Annotated in this window: 19 protein-coding genes; 14 read left to right on the forward strand and 5 right to left on the reverse strand. The window is 39.8% G+C overall.

From position 1 onward, the window contains the following. A complete protein-coding gene (locus AC4NPH_RS02405; protein ID WP_098277906.1) occupies window positions 1-657 on the forward strand; it encodes an MtnX-like HAD-IB family phosphatase in 657 nt (218 codons plus the stop codon). 11 nt (window positions 658-668) lie between these two features. Here the strand turns inward: AC4NPH_RS02405 and AC4NPH_RS02410 are convergent, their stop codons facing one another. Together AC4NPH_RS02410 and AC4NPH_RS02415 are read right to left on the reverse strand one after the other, a co-directional pair. Beyond that, window positions 669-1,763 (reverse strand): acetyl-CoA C-acyltransferase, encoded by a 1,095-nt coding sequence (locus AC4NPH_RS02410; RefSeq protein WP_491938553.1) that lies wholly within the window; start codon window positions 1,761-1,763, stop codon window positions 669-671. Window positions 1,764-1,776: 13 nt separating this feature from the next. Further along, on the reverse strand, window positions 1,777-2,334 hold the full coding sequence (locus AC4NPH_RS02415) for a biotin transporter BioY (protein ID WP_098287543.1): 558 nt from the start codon (window positions 2,332-2,334) through the stop codon (window positions 1,777-1,779). Between the two features lie 154 nt (window positions 2,335-2,488). Between AC4NPH_RS02415 and AC4NPH_RS02420 the strand changes: the two genes are divergently transcribed. After that, window positions 2,489-3,922, forward strand: coding sequence for a class I adenylate-forming enzyme family protein (locus AC4NPH_RS02420; RefSeq protein ID WP_098314963.1), 1,434 nt, complete (start codon window positions 2,489-2,491; stop codon window positions 3,920-3,922). Beyond that, complete coding sequence (locus AC4NPH_RS02425; protein WP_098196530.1) at window positions 3,909-4,367, forward strand: GNAT family N-acetyltransferase; 459 nt, start codon at window positions 3,909-3,911, stop codon at window positions 4,365-4,367. The genes AC4NPH_RS02420 and AC4NPH_RS02425 overlap by 14 nt, the downstream gene beginning before the upstream one ends. A gap of 37 nt (window positions 4,368-4,404) precedes the next feature. Here the strand turns inward: AC4NPH_RS02425 and AC4NPH_RS02430 are convergent, their stop codons facing one another. Further along, a complete protein-coding gene (locus AC4NPH_RS02430) occupies window positions 4,405-6,000 on the reverse strand; it encodes an alpha-amylase family glycosyl hydrolase (protein WP_098314962.1) in 1,596 nt (531 codons plus the stop codon). Window positions 6,001-6,393: 393 nt separating this feature from the next. Here AC4NPH_RS02430 and pxpA point away from each other — a divergent pair, with 393 nt between their 5' ends. From pxpA to mug, 11 genes are all read left to right on the forward strand, one after another. Further along, the gene (gene pxpA, locus AC4NPH_RS02435; protein WP_013057189.1) at window positions 6,394-7,155 is read left to right on the forward strand and encodes a 5-oxoprolinase subunit PxpA; all 762 of its coding nucleotides are present in this window, start codon (window positions 6,394-6,396) and stop codon (window positions 7,153-7,155) included. Between the two features lie 24 nt (window positions 7,156-7,179). Next, window positions 7,180-8,418, forward strand: coding sequence for an NRAMP family divalent metal transporter (locus AC4NPH_RS02440; RefSeq protein ID WP_098196528.1), 1,239 nt, complete (start codon window positions 7,180-7,182; stop codon window positions 8,416-8,418). Window positions 8,419-8,470: 52 nt separating this feature from the next. Then, the gene (locus AC4NPH_RS02445; protein WP_013057187.1) at window positions 8,471-9,262 is read left to right on the forward strand and encodes a putative hydro-lyase; all 792 of its coding nucleotides are present in this window, start codon (window positions 8,471-8,473) and stop codon (window positions 9,260-9,262) included. Window positions 9,263-9,279: 17 nt separating this feature from the next. After that, entirely contained in the window at window positions 9,280-10,035 is a 756-nt protein-coding gene (gene pxpB, locus AC4NPH_RS02450) for a 5-oxoprolinase subunit PxpB (protein ID WP_098314961.1), read from the forward strand. Beyond that, a complete protein-coding gene (locus tag AC4NPH_RS02455) occupies window positions 10,032-11,027 on the forward strand; it encodes a 5-oxoprolinase subunit C family protein (protein ID WP_098314960.1) in 996 nt (331 codons plus the stop codon). Before pxpB ends, AC4NPH_RS02455 begins: the two co-directional genes overlap by 4 nt. 22 nt (window positions 11,028-11,049) lie before the next feature. Next, window positions 11,050-11,511, forward strand: a complete 462-nt coding sequence (gene accB / locus AC4NPH_RS02460) for an acetyl-CoA carboxylase biotin carboxyl carrier protein (RefSeq protein WP_491938554.1) — start codon at window positions 11,050-11,052, stop codon at window positions 11,509-11,511. 28 nt (window positions 11,512-11,539) lie between these two features. Then, window positions 11,540-12,904: an acetyl-CoA carboxylase biotin carboxylase subunit gene (accC, locus tag AC4NPH_RS02465; protein WP_013057183.1), complete on the forward strand. Its 1,365-nt coding sequence runs from the start codon at window positions 11,540-11,542 to the stop codon at window positions 12,902-12,904. 131 nt (window positions 12,905-13,035) lie between these two features. Beyond that, the gene (locus tag AC4NPH_RS02470) at window positions 13,036-13,800 is read left to right on the forward strand and encodes an IclR family transcriptional regulator (RefSeq protein WP_013057182.1); all 765 of its coding nucleotides are present in this window, start codon (window positions 13,036-13,038) and stop codon (window positions 13,798-13,800) included. A 27-nt stretch (window positions 13,801-13,827) separates the two neighbouring features. Further along, entirely contained in the window at window positions 13,828-14,637 is an 810-nt protein-coding gene (locus AC4NPH_RS02475) for a uroporphyrinogen-III synthase (RefSeq protein ID WP_098196524.1), read from the forward strand. A 589-nt stretch (window positions 14,638-15,226) separates the two neighbouring features. Then, the gene (locus AC4NPH_RS02480; protein WP_098901039.1) at window positions 15,227-16,579 is read left to right on the forward strand and encodes a coiled-coil domain-containing protein; all 1,353 of its coding nucleotides are present in this window, start codon (window positions 15,227-15,229) and stop codon (window positions 16,577-16,579) included. Between the two features lie 68 nt (window positions 16,580-16,647). Beyond that, entirely contained in the window at window positions 16,648-17,160 is a 513-nt protein-coding gene (gene mug / locus AC4NPH_RS02485) for a G/U mismatch-specific DNA glycosylase (protein ID WP_098314959.1), read from the forward strand. Between the two features lie 20 nt (window positions 17,161-17,180). Here mug and AC4NPH_RS02490 read toward each other — a convergent pair whose 3' ends face one another. Then, complete coding sequence (locus AC4NPH_RS02490) at window positions 17,181-18,290, reverse strand: metallophosphoesterase (protein ID WP_098196522.1); 1,110 nt, start codon at window positions 18,288-18,290, stop codon at window positions 17,181-17,183. A 147-nt stretch (window positions 18,291-18,437) separates the two neighbouring features. After that, a complete protein-coding gene (locus tag AC4NPH_RS02495) occupies window positions 18,438-18,737 on the reverse strand; it encodes a hypothetical protein (RefSeq protein WP_013057177.1) in 300 nt (99 codons plus the stop codon). Window positions 18,738-18,765 lie beyond the last annotated feature (28 nt).

The following is an 18,765-nucleotide window of genomic DNA, read 5'->3' on the forward strand; positions in this document are numbered from 1 at the left end:
ATGAAAAAATGGGCGTTTGTATCAGATTTTGATGGAACAATTTCAAAAAAAGATTTTTACTGGATTGTGATTGAAAAGTATTTTCCAGAAGGCGAAGAACTTTTCCACCGATGGAAAGCAGGAGAAATGAAAGATATTGATTTTTTATCTACTGTTTTTCAATCCATTCACCAGGAAGAACCGAAAATTTTAGAAGAAGTAGCGAATATTCCAATTGATGAATACGTGCCCGCTTTTATTAAGACTGTTCAGAAAAACGGCGGGGATTTTTATATTTTAAGCGCTGGAACAACGTACTATATTAAACCGATTTTAGATAAATACGGTGTTGAAAAAGTGGAAGTTTATTCGAATGAAGGATATTTCCATCAAAACAATGTTCACTTGCGTCTAGACCCTGCTCACAGATGGCATTCAGAACGCTACGGCATTGATAAATCTGCTGTTATTCAAGAACTAAAAGAGACATATGAAACGATTTATTTTGCTGGAGACAGCGAGCCGGATTCACATCCGGCAAAATATGCAGATGTCACATTTGCAAAAGATTCTTTGCAGGATTTACTGCGCGAACAAAACGTTTCATTTGTTCCAGTTGAGACATTTAAAGATATTGAGCGGTATTTAATGCAGCACAATGTGATAAGCAAGACATAAAAACAGCGGTATTATTTGATTACTTCAAATAATACCGCTGTTCCTATTCCGCCTCCGCTCCCTAAAGCAGCTATTACATATCGCACGTCACGGCGCTTGCTTTCATAAAAAAGACGCGTGGCTAAAATAGCTCCTGATGCTCCGTATGGGTGTCCCAGCGTCAACGCTCCTCCGCGAATATTTACTTTCTCTTCTGATATCCCCAGTTCTTGCATACAAGCAACAACTTTAACGGCAAAGGCTTCATTGATTTCAAATAAGTCAATGTCATCTATCGTAAGAGAATTTCGCTTCAAGATATTTTTAATCGCAGAAACGGGCGCAATAGCAGGGTATAGAGGCGACACGCCTGAAATATCAGCGTCTATAAAACGTAAAACGGGCTGAAATCCTAAGGCGCGTGCTTTTTGCTCTTCCATCACAAGTGTAACGCAGGCCCCGTCATTAATTCCACAGCTGTTGGCTGCAGTGACGGTACCGTCTTTTTTTAAAAAGACGGGGCTGGCTTTTTGAAGCAGCTTTGTTAGGTTTCGGTTTTTCATAAACGCTTCATCATGCATCACATTTGAAAGAGGAAGCGTTTCTTCTTCAAACAATCTCTTTTCAAAAGACTCCCAGCTTCTTTCATGGCTTAAAAGAGCATACCTATCCTGCTGGTCTTTAGATATATTGTATTGCTGGGCTACGTTTTCTGCTGCGATCCCCATTTCAGGGTCACCAATTTTATCAGGAGAAAAACGTGCTCTTTTTTCAAAAGGAGAAGTACTTGTACTTTCAACTCCTCCAGCTAAATAACACGTTCCAGCGCCAGCTTTTATCAAATAGCTGGCCATTCGAATAGCCTCTAAGCCCGCTCCGCACTGACGATCAATGGTCATTCCCGGGATAGAAAAAGGGAGCTCTGCTTCTAAGGCGGATAGTCTAGCTACATTTCCTCCTGGACCTACAACATTGCCTAAAATAATGTCATCAATTTCATGCTCGATTCCAGCGCTAAGCTGTTTTAATAAAGGAGCCGCTAGCTCTTGAACGCGAAAATTTTTAAATGCGCCGTTTTCTTTTCCAATCACTGTACGCTTCGCTTTTACAACTGCTGCTTGATACATGGTCATCACTTCCTTACATAGAAGCCGTTTTAGAACGGCCAGGTACCGCTACTGCTTTTCGAACTTTTGTAATTAAATACGCCGCGACCGCTGCTTTTATGAAGTCACCCGGAAGATAAACAAAGCTTAGCTGAAGGGACTTCAGAAACGGAATGTGAAGCTGCATTGCTTGTATAGGAATGCCGCATGCGTATACTAACACAATGCCAAATAACACATTTACGGCAAATGCCTTTGCAACCGTTACATTTTTAAATCGTGACAGAGTCCAGCCAATAAAGAAAGCTGCAAACACATAGCCAATGATATACCCAGCACTCGGACTCAAGAATACCCCGATTCCTCCGCGCCCTCCAGCAAGTAAAGGAACGCCAGCTGCTAGCAAACACAAAAAAAGAAATTGACTTAAAGCTCCTAGTCTAGCTCCAAGAATTCCTCCCGATAGCATAACACCCATAGGCTGAAGGGTAATTGGAACGGGTGTAAAGGATAAAAAAATAGGAGGGACGAGGCCTAGAGCTCCCATTATAGCCGTGAATAATGCAACGTACGTCATATCTTTTGTTTTCATCGTAAACCTCCGCTATGTATGATAAAACATGACTATCGTATCTTATAAAACTCAAATTAGTCAACTTAATTTTTATATAAGTTTACATTTTTGTTTTCTCAAACGTACATTTACGATACACTAAAAGTAAAAGAAAAAGGGAGTTTAAGCAGTAATGAAACGAATTGAAGAACTAATTTTTTATCAGTGTCAACAAACGCCTGGCAACCTGGCACTATCGGATTCTATTAATAAGCTAAGCTACGGTCAAATGTGGGATCATGTATGCAAAGCCGAAAATCAGCTGCAGGAAAAAGGGATGGAAAAAGGGGAGATCGTTGCGTTAAGTATGCCAAACAATGTAGAAGCTGTTGTGTCATTTTTAGCGATTTTAAAAGCTGGTGGAATTGTGATGCTTTTACATAATGAGTTAACAGAGGCGGAAGTGGATACCTATTTTTCTATTCAATCCCCAAATTGGCTATGGAACACATCTTCTTTAACTAACACAACAAAAGAAAAACCAATCCTGCCCGTACGGCGAGTGAATGCACTGTCCGATTTATTTTTATTTGGATTTACCTCTGGATCAACAGGGAGACCAAAAGGATTTGTAAAATCGCATTATTCTTGGTCTTCATCATTTCAAGAGTGGTCCGATATATTTTCTTTAGAGCAACACGACAAAGTGCTTGTTCCTTTACATATCTCGTATTCTGCCCAGCTTTACCCAGTCTTGCATGCGCTTTGCAGCGGCATGCACGCTATCATGCTAGAATCGTTTACACCTTCGGCTGTTTTTAACAAGGAAGCTAGCTGTATGTCTATTACACCCGCATTAATTTCTCCGTTGCTTCGTTATGTACAAAGCAGACCAAAAGAAAAACGACTTCTGCCAAAAACCGTAATTTCAGTAGGCAATAAATTATCTCCTTCCGTTCGAAAGAAATTTTTACAAGCGTTTCCTAATGCCTATCTGTATGAATATTACGGATCTTCTGAAATGGGATTTGTTACGGTGCTTTCACCACATACAGCTGAAACGCTGCCTCATACAGTAGGCTATCCTGTTGACAGCGTAGACGTTTTAATCCTGAACGAGCGTGGAAAAGAAGTAGAAAAAGGAGATAAAGGAACACTATTTGTGAAAACAACTCAAGCATTTGAAGGGTTTGTTAAGGACAGCGAAGAAACGAACCGCTCATTTTTTAACGGATATGTTACGTCGCATGATATTGCGGTTCAGCTTCAAGACGGAAGCATTACCATCGTAGGAAGAGACAAAAACGTGATTAAAAGCAGCGGAAGCTTAGTGTATGCTGAAGAAATCGAAGAGTTGCTTTTGCAAATACCCGGCGTTAGCGAAGCAGCCGTTTTTAGCGTAGTAGATGCTGAACGTTCAGAAGTAGTCGGTGCAGCAATTGTCTTAGAGAACGTTTCTCTTTCTGATGTGAGACAAGCACTGACAAAACGAGTATCTGCTTATAAAATCCCGCGCGTATGGAGAGTTTTAACGTCCTTTCCGCGAATGAAAAATGGTAAAATTGACAAAGCAACGATATACAGCTACTTTGCAGAGAAAGAAGGGAAGACATATGATTTCATTTGAACCTATTACAGCTGACACGATGTATATTGTGTCAGAGATTATCAATTCAAACGAAGCTTATAACGTGTTAGAAAACGGCAAAAAAGAGCGGGGTGAAGAAGAGCTTTTTAAAGAATACATGAACGAAAAAAAAGACAGTTACTTTATAAAAGCCGACGATACATACGTAGGGGTTATTGATTACATGAAACAAAACCCAAACGATGACCATCCGTGGATTGGAGCATTTATCATTCATAGCGCCTATCACAATTTCAGTTTCGGAACGCAGGCGTATCTAGCGTTTGAAGACAAGCTAAAAGAAGAGGGAGTTTCCGTTCTACGCCTTGGCGTTCTGTCTCAAAATCCTAGAGCCAAGCTGTTTTGGGAGCGCCTTGGTTTTACGCATTATGCCACTAAGCCGCTTCATCATAATCAAGTTAACTGCTTGGGAAAAGAGATATAAAAGAAATCCGTGGGTTCATCCACGGATTTCTTTTATATTATTTTGTTAAAACCGTCGCATTCGCCGGAATCACAAGCTGATTTTTGACTTTCTTAGCACCTTTTTCACTAGCAAAAATCAATTTACCTTCCGCTGCTACAGATACTCTTACAGGTTGATTTGAAATATTATGATACACGCTAATCGAGTTGCCATTATACGTACGGCTATAAGCAACAACTTCTTTACTGTCTACTGAAATAGATTGAAGCGTTCCTTTTACTAACTCTTCGTGCTGTTGACGCACACGAATCATTTCACGGTAATGATTTAACAAAGAATCCTTTTGTTTTGTTTGTGCTTCTACTGACACACCGTTGCCGCCTTTGTTATATACAGGCGTTTCCCAGCTAGTTTGTCCAAGTCCGTTTCCTTCGTACCAGCGGAACGGTTCACGGATTAACTCATCAGGCTTTTCACCGGTCATGCCGATTTCTTCACCGTAATAAATATACGGGTTGCCAGGAAGCGTAAGTAAGATAGAAGCAGCTGATTTTGCTTTGTTCACATCGCCGCTCAGCTCACTCATGACGCGGTTTTGGTCATGGTTGGTTAAGAAAATGCCGTCAATTTTATTTGGATTGTATGATTTGAACAGCTCATCAGTTGCCGCTGCTGCAGTAGCGATTCCTTGATCATTTCCCGCTTTTACAGAGCTGACAATTTTTCCTGCTAAATCAAAGTTAAATAAAGAATCAAGCGATTGATAGTAAGGGGCTACCACTTCCGGCTGATCCCATACTTCACCCGTTAGATATACGTTAGGGTTTTCTTTTTTCATCGCATCTCTAAACTCATTCCACCAAAGGATATTTTTCTTAGCGCCTTCAGCTGTTTGACCTTTAAAGATATGAAGGGCAGCATCTAAGCGGAAGCCATCAACGCCTTGCTTTAGCCAAAACTTTCCGACGTTAATCATTTCTTTTCTTACTTCAGGGTTATCGTAATTTAAGTCAGGCATTCCTTCCCAGAACGTTCCGTAAAAATACTCTCCGTTTGGAGCTTTATGCCATACTTGCTGTCCCCAAGATCCTTTTTCATTCAGGTCGGTATTTTTATCAGCCCAAATATAGTAATCTCTGTACTTGCTGTTTTTATCTTTTAACGCAGCTTGAAACCAAGGGTGTTCACTGCTCGTATGATTCACAACGAGGTCCATAATAACTTTTACGTCTCGTTTGTCTGCTTCTTTCATCAGTTTGCGAAAATCTTGCAGACTTCCATACTGCGGATCAATATTATAATAGTCCGTTACATCATATTTATGATAGCTAGGAGAAGGGTTTACGGGCATCATCCAAATCCCGTTTACTTGAAGATCATTCTTTGTATGAGAATTGCCGTCATTTAAATAATCCAACTTTTGTGTCAGACCTTTTAAATCACCATGTCCATCTTTATTTGCATCGTAAAAAGAGTTTACATACACCTCATAAAAGACACCGTTTTTATCTGCTGCTTCAGACTTACCTTTATGTACGGTTTCGGCGTGAACGCCTGTTGATAAGCTAGCAGCCAGCGGCAGTGTTAGTGCTAAAGCTGTCCATTTTTTTCCTTTCATCGTTTCATCCCCTTTTTTTGCAATCGTTTGCATAAATTGACTACAATTGAAATATAGCACCTATTTGAAAACGATTACAACGAAAATTTCATTTTGATTATTTTGAACTAGTAATTTTTCTGACAACCTGTTTGTTTACTGCGTCTAATGACATTGAGCGACTGCGTTATATTAAGGCTATAGATAGAAGATAGCAATAAAATAAGGGATTATTATCCAAGTGAAAATAATGACTATGTCAAATATTCTGACAATGTTGTTGTTCAATTCATCATCTCGTGCTAAAATCCAAATATAACTGAAAAATGGTACTGTAGTTCCGAAAAACGGAACTTAAAGTATTGATGCAGATAATAAAGCTTGAATTTTATTTACTATCTGCAAATGATTACGCTTACATTAAAGGGGTTAAGGGGGAAGAATGCATTGAGTAAAGTAGATTTAAACTGTGATTTAGGGGAAAGCTTTGGTGCTTATCGTATTGGCAATGATGAATCCATTTTAGAGCACGTGACGTCTGTGAACGTAGCCTGTGGATTTCATGCAGGGGATCCGAGCGTCATGAGAAAAACGGTAAAATTGGCCGCTGAAAAAAAAGTGCAAATTGGGGCTCATCCTGGTCTGCAGGACCTTATCGGTTTTGGACGCAGAAACATGAATATTTCACCTCAGGAAGCCTACGATATCGTGGTCTATCAAATTGGGGCATTAAACGGTTTTTTGCAAGCGGAAGGGTTATCGATGCAGCATGTAAAACCTCACGGTGCACTATATAACATGGCTGCTAAAAACAAAGCGTTGTCTGAAGCAATAGCAAAAGCTGTTTACAACGTAAATCCTGAGCTGATTTTGTTTGGGTTATCTGGAAGTGAGCTGATTCAAGCAGGTAACAGAATTGGCTTAAAAACGGCTAACGAAGTATTTGCAGACCGTACCTATCAGTTAGACGGTTCTCTCACTGCTCGCACAGAACCAAATGCTTTAATTGAAAATGATGACGAAGCTGTTTCTCAAGTTATTACAATGGTGAAAGAAGGGAAGGTAAAATCTCAGCAGGGCAAGGATGTAGAATTGCAGGCAGATACGATTTGCATCCATGGAGACGGAGCTCACGCACTTGAATTTGCCCGTCATGTCAACCGTTCTTTACGAGCATCAGAAGTGGTAGTTAAGGCTATTTCAAAATAAAAACTACATACAATCAGGAGGAAGATGATATTGGAGCCAATTAAAAAATCAACACCTCAGCAAAAACTTTCGGCTGCGCCTAAAGTAAACTGGACGTTAATGCTTGGAGCCGCTTTTTTAATGGCCACATCGGCTATTGGACCAGGCTTTTTAACTCAAACTACTGTATTTACACAAAATTTAGCTGCAAGCTTCGGATTCGTTATTTTAATTTCAATTATTCTTGATATCTTTGCTCAAACCAACGTATGGAGAATTATTGCTGTTTCTGAAAAACGCGGACAAGAAATCGCCAACATGGTATTTCCTGGATTAGGATACGTGCTCGCTATTTTAATTGTTATTGGAGGACTTGCTTTCAATATTGGAAATATTGCCGGTGCCGGGCTTGGATTAAATGCGATTACGGGTATTTCTCCAACAGCCGGCGCTGCGATTAGTGCAGTTATTGCCGTGCTAATCTTCGTTGTAAAAGAAGCTGGAAAAGCAATGGATCGCTTCACGCAAATTGCAGGTTTTGTCATGATTGGGCTAATGCTATACGTAGCTGCTACCACTTCACCTCCCGTTGGAGAAGCTGTAGTGAAAACTTTTGCTCCTGACAAAATTGACATTATTGCGATCGTTACGCTTGTTGGAGGAACAGTCGGTGGTTATATCACCTTTGCTGGCGGACATCGTCTTTTAGATGCCGGCGTAAAAGGCATCGATTCTTTACCTCAAGTAACAAAAAGTTCTGTAACAGGAATTCTCATCACTTCTGTTATGCGAATCGCGTTGTTTTTAGCTGTACTTGGCGTTGTGTCTAAAGGTTTACAAATTGACCCAGCCAATCCTCCAGCATCCGTGTTTCAGCTCGCAGCGGGAAAAGTCGGTTATAAAATCTTTGGTATTGTTATGTGGTCTGCCGCTATTACGTCTGTGGTAGGAGCTGCTTATACATCCGTTTCGTTTATTCAAACGTTTAGTGAAAAACTTAATAAAAACTCAAACTGGATTATTATTGGATTTATTATTATTTCAACTCTGTCGTTTGTCTTAATTGGAAAACCTGTAAAAGTTCTTCTTTTAGTTGGAGCAATCAATGGATTAATTCTGCCGATCGCTCTTGGGACGTTACTGGTTGCTGCTTACAAAAAAAGCATCGTTGGCGAGTATAAACATCCTTTATGGCTTACCATTTCTGGTGTACTTGTCGTTATTGTAATGGCTTTAATGGGCGGCTATACGTTAATAGATCAACTTCCTCAATTATTTAAATAAAACAATGTGCCCGCACGTAAGTTGCGTGCGGGCAATGATGGGAGATAGAAACATGACAACCCTTTCACAACTAACTCCAGCTGAACTTCGTCAGCAAATCCGTAACAATCAGCTTATTCAACCAACAGCAGGCATGGCAAACGGCTATGCTCAAGCTAATTTAGCTATTTTACCAAAGCAACAAGCTTTTGACTTTCTATTGTTCTGTCAGCGTAACCCTAAATCGTGTCCTCTTTTAGATGTCACAGACGTTGGATCTCCGGTGCCAAAATTCGCAGCTCCATCCGGAGATATTCGTACAGACATTCCAAAGTATCGAATCTATGAAAATGGGGAACTAGTAAAAGAAGTAACCGATATCACAGATTACTGGACAGAAGATATGGTTGCTTTTCTTATCGGCTGCAGCTTTACATTTGAACACGCGCTTTTAAACAACGACATACCTGTTCGTCACATTGAAGAAAACTGTAATGTTCCTATGTATAAAACAAATATTTCATGCGCTGAAGCGGGAATATTCCACGGCTCGACGGTAGTTAGTATGCGTCCAATTCCTCAGCAAGACGTAGTGCGGGCAGCCCAAGTAACTTCACGTTTTCCAGCTGTGCACGGGGGGCCTGTTCACATTGGAGATCCGGCTGCAATAGGGATCCAAGACCTGCACTCTCCGGATTTTGGTGATGCTGTTTCGATTAAGGAAGGGGAAGTGCCCGTATTTTGGGCTTGTGGTGTAACTCCTCAAGCAGTAGCAATGGCAACAAAACCTTCTATTATGATTACACATGCTCCGGGGCATATGTTTATCACAGATATTCGAGATGAAAAACTAGGTGTTTTATAAAAGAAAGAGGTGTAGATATGAATCAAACCGTAACAAAAGCGTCGGCTGTTATTTCTCCGCTTGGCGACTCAGCGCTTGTTATAACGTTTGGAGATAGCATTCAGTACGACATTCATAAACAAATTAAAACGTGTAAAGATTCGATAGAATTAAATCCTTTCCCTGGATTTGTTGAATGCGTGCCGGCATTTACAAATCTTACAATTTTCTATAACCCTCTTGAAGTTGTAGCAGCCGTGGAAAAAAAGCAGAAGAAGGAATTTGTTTCTCCTTTTGAAGTAGTGTCTTCTATCGTTCAAAGTAAACTAGAAAACGAACAGACAGAAAAAGAATTAGACCATCGTACGGTTTCCATTCCAGTTTGCTACGGAGGCGATTATGGACCTGACCTTGAATATATCGCTCGTCACCATAACTTAACAACTGAAGAGGTAATTAGTATTCATTCTGAAGGTGAATACTTAGCGTACATGATTGGGTTTGCTCCTGGATTTCCATTTCTAGGAGGATTATCTGAAAGAATTGCTACACCTCGCCGGCCGTCTCCTCGCACCTCTATTCCTGCCGGTTCGGTTGGTATTGCGGGAATGCAAACAGGAGTGTATCCTATTTCTACTCCTGGAGGATGGCAGTTAATTGGTCAAACGCCTATTAAACTGTTTTTGCCGGAACAAAATCCCCCAAGTTTGCTGCAGGCTGGAGATATTATAAAATTCGAGCCTATCTCTAAAGAAGAGTATCAAGAAATGCAGGCAAAGGAGGGGGAGAAATGAGTATGCGAGTCAGTAAAGCCGGGTTATTAACGAGCATTCAAGATTTAGGCAGAAGAGGGTTTCAGCAGCACGGTGTGATTGTAAGCGGTGCAATGGATTCTTATTCCCTTCGAATTGCTAATTTACTAGTTGGTAACGATGAAAAAGAAGCAGGACTTGAAGTTACGCTAATGGGGCCTACCCTTGAAATAGAAAGTGATTGTTTAGTAGCAATTACCGGAGGAGATTTAGCTCCTTCGGTCAACGGAAAGCTAGTCCCGATGTGGAAACCTTTATTTATTCCAAAAGGAAGCACTTTATCATTTGGTCCTTGCAAAACTGGGTGCCGTTCCTATCTATCTGTAGCAGGAGGATTTGCTATTGATGAAGTGTTAAATAGTAAAAGTACGTATTTAAGAGGTGAAATCGGGGGCTACAAAGGAAGAGCATTACAAACAGACGATGTTTTACCTCTATCTGTTCCTGCTGTTTCAAAGCCTGCTTTTCTTTCAAATGAACTGATAAACGGAGTATATACTTCTTCATGGTCCGTAAATTATAAGGAACTTGTTCATTTTACAAAGAAACCAGGTGTCCGTGTTATTAACGGCAGTCAATACGATTTATTTACAGCTGAAAGCAAAAGTCATTTTACGAAAGAGCCTTTTAAAGTATCGAATCAATCAGATCGAATGGGCTATCGAATGGATGGACCTTCTCTTCAGCTTCAAGAAAAAAAAGAGTTATTGTCCGAAGCTGTTTCAAAAGGTTCTGTTCAAGTCCCGCCGGATGGAAATCCCATCATCCTGTTAGCAGACCGTCAAACCACGGGGGGATACCCTAAAATTGCTCAAGTCATCACAGCGGATTTACCGCTTTTAGCTCAAGTAAAGCCTGGAGAATCCATTTACTTTTCTCACATTTCGCTTCATGAAGCAGAAAAAATCTATTTAGATAAAGAACAGATGCTTCAAGAATTGAAGATTGCTGTTAACCTTGCGTCAACTAAATAACACAAAACGGGAGTGACAAGAAATGATAAACGTACGTGAATTGCAAGAAGTTGTTTTATTAATGAATGAATCTGGTATTCAAAAGCTCCATATTGAACATGAAGGAACAAAAGTTGTCATTGATAAAGCAGGAATTCCTTTAGAGGACACAGCTGTTACAGAAGTGAAAACAGATGAAGTAAAAGCCGCTGCCACTGAGCAAGCGCCTCAAGATTCTATGTCTGTAAACGCAGCAGACAATAATGAAAAGCAAATTTTATCACCAATGGTCGGAACCTTTTACGCCAAGCCAGAAGCAGACGCCGATCCCTTTGTTCAAGTAGGACAAACCATTGAACATAAAGATGTTGTATGTGTGATTGAAGCGATGAAGCTGTTTAATGAAGTCGATGCGGGAATGGAAGGAGAAGTGCTTGAAATTCTTGTGAAAGACGGGGATGTTGTTGAGTTTGGACAGCCTTTATTTACCGTAAAATCACGCTAAAGTATACATACTGTCAGGAGGAGTCATTATGTTTAAAAAGATCTTAATCGCAAACCGCGGCGAGATTGCAGTTCGTATCATTCGGGCTTGTAAAGAGATGGGGATTGCAACCGTGGCCGTGTATTCAGAAGCAGACAAAGATGCACTTCACGTGAAGCTAGCAGATGAGTCATTTTGTATTGGCAAAACGTCTTCTAAAGAAAGCTACTTAAACATTCGTAATTTGCTTACCGTAGCGCAAGTAACCAAGGCAGACGCTATTCATCCCGGCTATGGGTTTTTAGCTGAAAATGCTGATTTTGCTGAGATGTGTGAATCCTATGATATTACCTTTATTGGTCCAAAAGCGGAAGCCATCCGTAAAATGGGGGCAAAAGCTGTAGCGCGAGATACAATGAAACAAGCCGGCGTGCCTATTGTACCTGGCACGGAAGGACTGATTGAAGATAGCAGCACCGCTATTCCAGTAGCACGAGAAATAGGCTATCCAATCATCGTAAAAGCCACAGCGGGCGGTGGCGGAAAAGGAATGCGTCTAGCTCATAGCGAAGAAGAGCTAGAAAAAGCCATTCGTCAAGCTCAGCATGAAGCAGAAACAGCCTTTGGAAACGGCGGCGTATATCTTGAAAAGTACCTAGAAGAGCCAAAACACATCGAAATTCAAATCATTGCTGATGAAGAAGGGAATGTGGTTCATTTAGGTGAACGAGATTGTTCGATTCAACGCCGTCATCAAAAATTGGTAGAAGAAGCTCCGTCTCCTGCGGTAGATGAAAACCTTCGTGCTAAAATGGGCAAAGCGGCGGTCTCGGCAGCTAAAGCAGTTGATTATACAGGTGTCGGAACAGTCGAGTTTCTGTTAGATAAGCACGGGCATTTTTACTTTATGGAAATGAATACACGAATTCAAGTTGAACACCCCGTTACAGAACTTGTAACAAACATTGACTTAATTAAAGAACAAATTTCAGTAGCAGCAGGCTACCCGCTATCATTTTCTCAGCAGGATATTCAGTTAAAGGGATGGGCAATTGAATGTCGGATCAATGCAGAAAATCCGGCTAAAAACTTTATGCCTTCCCCTGGAAAAGTCGAGATGTATTTACCTCCTGGCGGCTACGGGGTTCGTGTAGACAGCGCCGTTTACCCAGGCTATGAAATTTCCCCATTTTATGATTCAATGGTGGCGAAATTAATTGTAACGGGGAAAGATCGAAATGAAGCGATTCAACGAATGAAACGCGCGCTCGAAGAATTTATCATTATAGGTATTCATACAACCATTCCTTTTCATTTAGAATTACTGAACCATCCTTCTTTTAAGGAAGGGGATTTTACAACCAAATTTCTAGAAAGTAACCCTATTTCAATTAAAGAACTAGAAACGGTGTAAGAAAGGAAAGTGCTCTTATAAGGGAGTGCTTTCCTTTTTTTCTTCATGTATAATAAAAAGAACATATCATTAGCTAGTAAGCTATACGTCTATTAAATACATGTATTCGCACAAATAAGGGAGAAGGTTTTATGCAAGCTAACAATAAAACAGTGGTTAAATCCATGCAGATTCTCACGCTTTTTATCAAGCACCCTAAGCTGACCTTCACAGAAATGATGGAATATTCAGGCGTTCCGAAAACTTCTTTGCACAGGATGGTTGGTTCGCTTGAAGAGATGGGATTTTTAACAAAAGACGAGCAAGGATACTATTCGCTAGGACTTTTATTCTTGCAATTTGGTCAGCTAGTGGCTAATCGCTTAGATATTAGAAATATCGCAAAGCCTGTAATGGAAGCGCTCCGAGATGAAGTAGAAGAAGCGGTTAATTTAATTGTACGAGATGGGAATGAAGCTATGTATATTGAAAAAGTAGATACGCTTCATCCAGTGCGTCTTTATACATCAATTGGAAGGCGTTCACCTCTTTATGCAGGAGCTTGTTCACGCATTATCTTGGCGCATTTACCCGAAAAAGAACAAGAGGAATATATTACTCAAACGGAGCTAGCTCCAATAGGTATTGGAACCATTACAGATCAAAAGAAGCTAAGAAATGTATTAAAAGAAGCAAAAGAAAAAGGGTATACCATTAGCACCTCTGAATTAGAAAACTTTACAACATCCGTGAGCGCGCCGATTGTAAATCATCAAAATGAAGTGGTTGCAGGCATTAGCGTAGCGGGAATTGAAGCGAGATTTCAAGGAGACAGACTGCCGTTCATTATTCAAAAAGTAACAGAAGCGGCGAGCCTAATTTCTGAAAAACTCGGTTATCAAGGATCATTAAAGTAGCATACATAGAAAAATGGAGGTAGACCATTGAAACGATTAGAAGGAAAAACAGTCGCACTCGTAGGTCAGCGTAAAGTAGAAGAAATCAGCAAAATTGTTGAAAACCTTGGCGGGATCCCGCTTGTACGACCTGCACAAGGAACAATCTTTTTAGATGACACACACTTAGAAGCAGATATTAAAGAACTGGTAAAAGGAAATTATGATTGGTTTATTTTTACGACAGGCGTCGGGACGGAAATTTTGTATAAAACAGCAGATAAGCTAGGACTGGCGGATGAATTTCTGTCTTCTTTAAAAGCAGCTAATATTGCTGCACGCGGGTATAAAACCGTAAATATGTTAAAAAAGCTCGGTGTTACTCCAACCGTTCGAGATGATGATGGAAGTACAGCGGGACTAGTCAGGGCACTTCATTCATTTTCTTTTGAAGGAAAGCATGTAGCGCTTCAGCTTCACGGAGATCCTGCACCAAAATTGATTGACTTTCTATCGAATCAAAAAGCCCAATTTAAAGAGATTTTACCGTATCAGCATATTCCGCCAAAAGCAGAAATCATGGAACAGCTTATAAACGAATTAATAAGCGGAAAAATTGATGCTGTTAATTTCACAAGCGCTCCGCAGGCCCGATTTTTATTTTCGTTTGCAAGAGAACACGGACAAGCTGATCACATTCGAGAACTCTTTAAAAGCTCTGTAGTAGCTGTATCCGTAGGAAAAGTAACCGCTGCTGCTTTAAAAGAAGAAGGAGTAGATCGTATTGTTATTCCTGATCAAGAAAGAATGGGAAGTGCAATTGTAGCTTTAGAACATTATTATCAGCAGCGTGATTAACAAAAGGCCTTCTCGCCTCACAGTGAGAAGGTCTTTTGTATGACTTCATCCAAGCGTTGTCGAATATTGTTTGATAATTACCTATCACTCTCTTTTTAAACACGTGCAAACGACAGATAAACATAGATTTGTTACTATTTCAGAAAATCATTTTCAAATATTGTAAAAATAGTAGAAAAAGGTAAAAAAACAGATGTAGATGTTAAAAAATTGTTACGTTCTCTTTAACAATAACTTATATCCAACCAGCTTTAAAAATCTTGATCGCCTATTTTATCATGTTAAAAACAGTGCTGTGTAAAGCCCGGTAGATTATTTATTTTAACAGGGATATAAAGGTGTATTTTTGCAGGTGAAAGATGAATGTATACACAAGCGTTAATTGTTACACTACTGAAATACAATTGTAATATTGTTATTCTTTTTTTCAACGTTTATCGTGGTATAATTTTCGTAGATTTTCATTAGCATATTTAGCTATTTATCGACAAATACAGTGAACTTTACATAAATTGTAAGACTTTTATACATATTGATACATAATTAGAAATTACTAGTTTAACAGAGCAAGAAAGCGGAGGAATTCATATTGAAAAAGAAAATGCTTTTACTTAACACAACGGTTTTATTAGGCCTGGGAGGAGTTTTATCAACTCCAACGTATGCCTCTACCATTCAAGATATGGAATCGCAAAAATCTCAAATTCAAAATCAGCGTCAAGATGTGCAATCTAACATCAAAGCAGCTTCTGATGAATTGACACGCCTTCAAGCAGAACAAGATCAAATGAAAGCACAGCTTGAGCGATTAACAATAGCAGAAGAAGAAAATAATAAAAAAGCCCAAAAAACAGAAGCCGATATTAAAGAAACGTCTAAACAAGTAGAGCAGCTTGAAAAAGAAATTAAGCTGCTTCAAGAAAAACTTGAAAAGCGAAACGATATTTTAAAAGATCGTGCACGTTCCCTGCAAGAAAGCGGCGGTAACGTAGAGTATTTACAAGTTTTACTTGGTTCTTCAAGTTTTGGTGATTTTGTAGACCGCGCGCTAGCTGTTTCGACTATTGTAGATGCAGACCGTGGTATTTTAAAAGAAACTAAAAATATGCAAGACGAATTAAAAACAAAACAAGCGGATGTTAAATCTAAGCTTGCTAGCTTAGAAGACATGAAGGCGGAACTGGATGAAATGACTGTCCAGCTAGCAGCTCAAAAGAAACAAAAAGATGCACTGGCAAAAGAACTAAAAGATAAAGAAGCAAAAAATGAAGAACTAAAAGCTTCTCTACAAGCAAAAGACAGCTCTCTTGCAAATGAACAGTCTACGCTTGAACAAAATATTAAAGATCAAAAAGCTGCAGAAGAAGCAGCAAGAAAAGCAGCAAGAAAAGCAGCTGAACAAGCGGCTAAAGAGGCAGCTAAGAAAGCAGCTGAGCAAGCTCAAAAAGCAGCGGCTGCACCAGCTGAAAAAGCCGATTCATCGTCTGCTAAGGCAGAAGCACCAAAAGCAAGCAGCAATGATGTGGCACCTACAAGCGCTCCGGCTCCAAAAGCTAGCAATGTTGTAACAGTAGGAAACCGCTGGATTGGAAACTCTGCTTACGTATTTGGCGGAGGACGCAGCCAGTCTGATATTAGCCACGGTTTATTTGACTGCTCGTCATTTGTACACTGGGCATATTCTCAAGTAGGCGTTAACCTTGGACCTCTTGGATCTGTAAGTACAGAGACGTTAAAGCATGCTGGAACACAAGTGTCTTCTAGTCAAATGCAACCTGGCGATCTTGTTTTCTTCGATACATATAAAAAAGACGGCCACGTTGGCATTTATGTAGGAGGCGGCAAGTTCATCGGTGCTCAAAGCTCAACAGGTGTTGCAATTGCAAACATGAGCAGCGGCTACTGGAAACAAAAATTCAACGGACGCGTAGTTCGTATTTAATAGGGTATAGTAAAAAGAAAACATCCAATTTGGGTGTTTTCTTTTTACATTGTAAGGAGCGTATGACTATGAATTCTATTTTTGATCACATACAACCCAACTTAGATATTTTATTTGTCGGTTTTAATCCAAGCATCCGTTCCGGGGAAACGGGGCATCATTTTGCGAATCCAACCAATCGTTTCTGGACGATTCTTCATAAAGCAGGTTTGACAGATCGTAAATATCATCCGGAGGAAGATCACTCGCTGCTCCAGCTAGGATACGGTTTAACCAATATTGTAGAGCGTCCTACAAAGGCAGCTGATGAGATTACAAAAGAAGAATATGCAGAAGGCAGAGAAATCTTAAAGAAAAAAATAGCTACATATACGCCTAAAATCGTTTGTTTTGTTGGAAAAGGTGTCTATCAGCAGTACAGCGGGCGCAAGCAAGTAAAGTGGGGTAAACAAGAGAAATCGATGGTATCAGGAATAATGGACTTTGTTGCCCCGTCTTCAAGCGGGCTCGTTCGAATGAAAGTAGATGAAGTAGTCGCCATTTATGCAGTGCTTCCGAAGCTGCTGCGTACATTAAAATAGAGAAAGCCTCAAGGCTTTCTCTATTTTGTAAACGAAATATCAATTTGAATAATTTCTGATCGGCTCCCGATTCGAAGCGGAGGACCCCAAAAGCCAAATCCTGAAGAGACAATGGTATGCAGTTGATTAGTTTGCTTGTAGCCCCAATCAATTTCAAATAACCGCTTGGTGATTAAATGATTAGGTGCCATTTGCCCTCTGTGAGTATGACCGCATAGAAGTAAATCTACGCCTGCTTGTTCCGCTTCTTTTAAAGAAAGCGGCTGATGATCCATTGCAATGACAGGTAGGGAACGATCCGTTTCACTCGCTAAATCGAAAAAGCTGTCTCGTTTTTTGTCCGTCTTGTCTTTTCTTCCTATTAAATACAAGCTATCACCTATGTTTAACACTTCATCCATTAAAATAGGAATGTTCATTTCTTTCATTCTTTCCACAAACTGAGGGATCTTCCCGCCGTAATACTCATGGTTTCCTAAAATTCCATATGTGCCTAAAGGGGCTTTTAGCTGTTTCATCATAGAATCCATTTCTTTTTTAAAGAATACGTGGGGATCATCGTCAATAATATCTCCAGGAAGTAAAATAAGATCCGGCTGTATCTTTTGTACATGAGTGATTAACCGCTGCAAATGTTTTTTGCCCGACAATGTGCCAAAGTGCATATCAGATGCTACAGCAATGCGAAGGTTTTTCCGATTCGTCTTTTTAGCAAGTGAAATCGTGTATTTTCTTACCACAGGACTGTAAGCATTATACGTACCATAAGCAAAAATGAATAAAAAAGCGGCAATCATGAAAAATCCAATTGAATCGATAGCTGTAGAAAGTGAAGCGCCTAGAAGAGTAAGAATATATACGGCTAGATTACTTATAGGAAGCAAAAGCACCGAATATTGAGTAAATCCTAACCAGTACGATCCCACAATTTTAAATATGCTCACTTGTTGAAACGCACGACTGATGATAAAGGAATAAGCAAAAAAGACAACGATCACCGTAAGAATCCATTTGTTTTCCACTTCAAACATTGTGTGAAGCCACATCCAAGCGTTCCATCCGATGTACAGAACGAATAAATTATATAAAATAACAACTAAAATAGACCTTACTAACACACTTACTTTCATACGCTAACCTCTTTTCTTTCATCTGTAATTCCACTATAGCTCATTTTTATTGCTTCAACAAAATTTTATCTCTTCTTCTTATCAATAAAATTTTTGCTTGTCACACAAACGAAAAAACACACCTGTTTTAGAGGTGTGTTTTTTGTATTAATGATGGTGATGCGCGTGGTGAAGGCTGCTAATCACAAATTCAGGCTCTGGAACGTGGAAATATTGAATCCATACGCCTTCTAAAAATTTCTCGCGTTTATCTAAAATGATATCGATATCTTTATCTGTTTTTACGATTTCATCATGTTCAGTCGGCGTATCAAATTTCCAATCATAATGCGCGTGATCACCGTGGTCGATAGTTACATATACACGAATCATTTTTCCTTGACCTTCTGGGCTAGCCAACGCATTTTTTAACACTTTTGCTGCGTTTCGATTAATTTTTACTTCCATTTTGAAAACTCCATTCTGTAACTTAGTA

It is taken from the genome of Priestia sp. MDV22-iso46 (assembly GCF_058629175.1).

Bases quoted from the DNA above. Each gene is read 5' to 3' on its own strand.
- accC (WP_013057183.1), top strand. From the start codon at position 11,540: ATGTTTAAAAAGATCTTAATCGCAAACCGCGGCGAGATTGCAGTTCGT.
- AC4NPH_RS02455 (WP_098314960.1), top strand. From the start codon at position 10,032: ATGAGTATGCGAGTCAGTAAAGCCGGGTTATTAACGAGCATTCAAGAT.
- AC4NPH_RS02405 (WP_098277906.1), top strand. From the start codon at position 1: ATGAAAAAATGGGCGTTTGTATCAGATTTTGATGGAACAATTTCAAAA.
- AC4NPH_RS02420 (WP_098314963.1), top strand. From the start codon at position 2,489: ATGAAACGAATTGAAGAACTAATTTTTTATCAGTGTCAACAAACGCCT.
- AC4NPH_RS02440 (WP_098196528.1), top strand. From the start codon at position 7,180: ATGATATTGGAGCCAATTAAAAAATCAACACCTCAGCAAAAACTTTCG.
- AC4NPH_RS02415 (WP_098287543.1), bottom strand. From the start codon at position 2,334: ATGAAAACAAAAGATATGACGTACGTTGCATTATTCACGGCTATAATG.
- AC4NPH_RS02410 (WP_491938553.1), bottom strand. From the start codon at position 1,763: ATGTATCAAGCAGCAGTTGTAAAAGCGAAGCGTACAGTGATTGGAAAA.
- accB (WP_491938554.1), top strand. From the start codon at position 11,050: ATGATAAACGTACGTGAATTGCAAGAAGTTGTTTTATTAATGAATGAA.
- AC4NPH_RS02425 (WP_098196530.1), top strand. From the start codon at position 3,909: ATGATTTCATTTGAACCTATTACAGCTGACACGATGTATATTGTGTCA.
- AC4NPH_RS02445 (WP_013057187.1), top strand. From the start codon at position 8,471: ATGACAACCCTTTCACAACTAACTCCAGCTGAACTTCGTCAGCAAATC.
- AC4NPH_RS02430 (WP_098314962.1), bottom strand. From the start codon at position 6,000: ATGCAAACGATTGCAAAAAAAGGGGATGAAACGATGAAAGGAAAAAAA.
- AC4NPH_RS02495 (WP_013057177.1), bottom strand. From the start codon at position 18,737: ATGGAAGTAAAAATTAATCGAAACGCAGCAAAAGTGTTAAAAAATGCG.
- mug (WP_098314959.1), top strand. From the start codon at position 16,648: ATGAATTCTATTTTTGATCACATACAACCCAACTTAGATATTTTATTT.
- AC4NPH_RS02470 (WP_013057182.1), top strand. From the start codon at position 13,036: ATGCAAGCTAACAATAAAACAGTGGTTAAATCCATGCAGATTCTCACG.
- pxpB (WP_098314961.1), top strand. From the start codon at position 9,280: ATGAATCAAACCGTAACAAAAGCGTCGGCTGTTATTTCTCCGCTTGGC.
- AC4NPH_RS02490 (WP_098196522.1), bottom strand. From the start codon at position 18,290: ATGAAAGTAAGTGTGTTAGTAAGGTCTATTTTAGTTGTTATTTTATAT.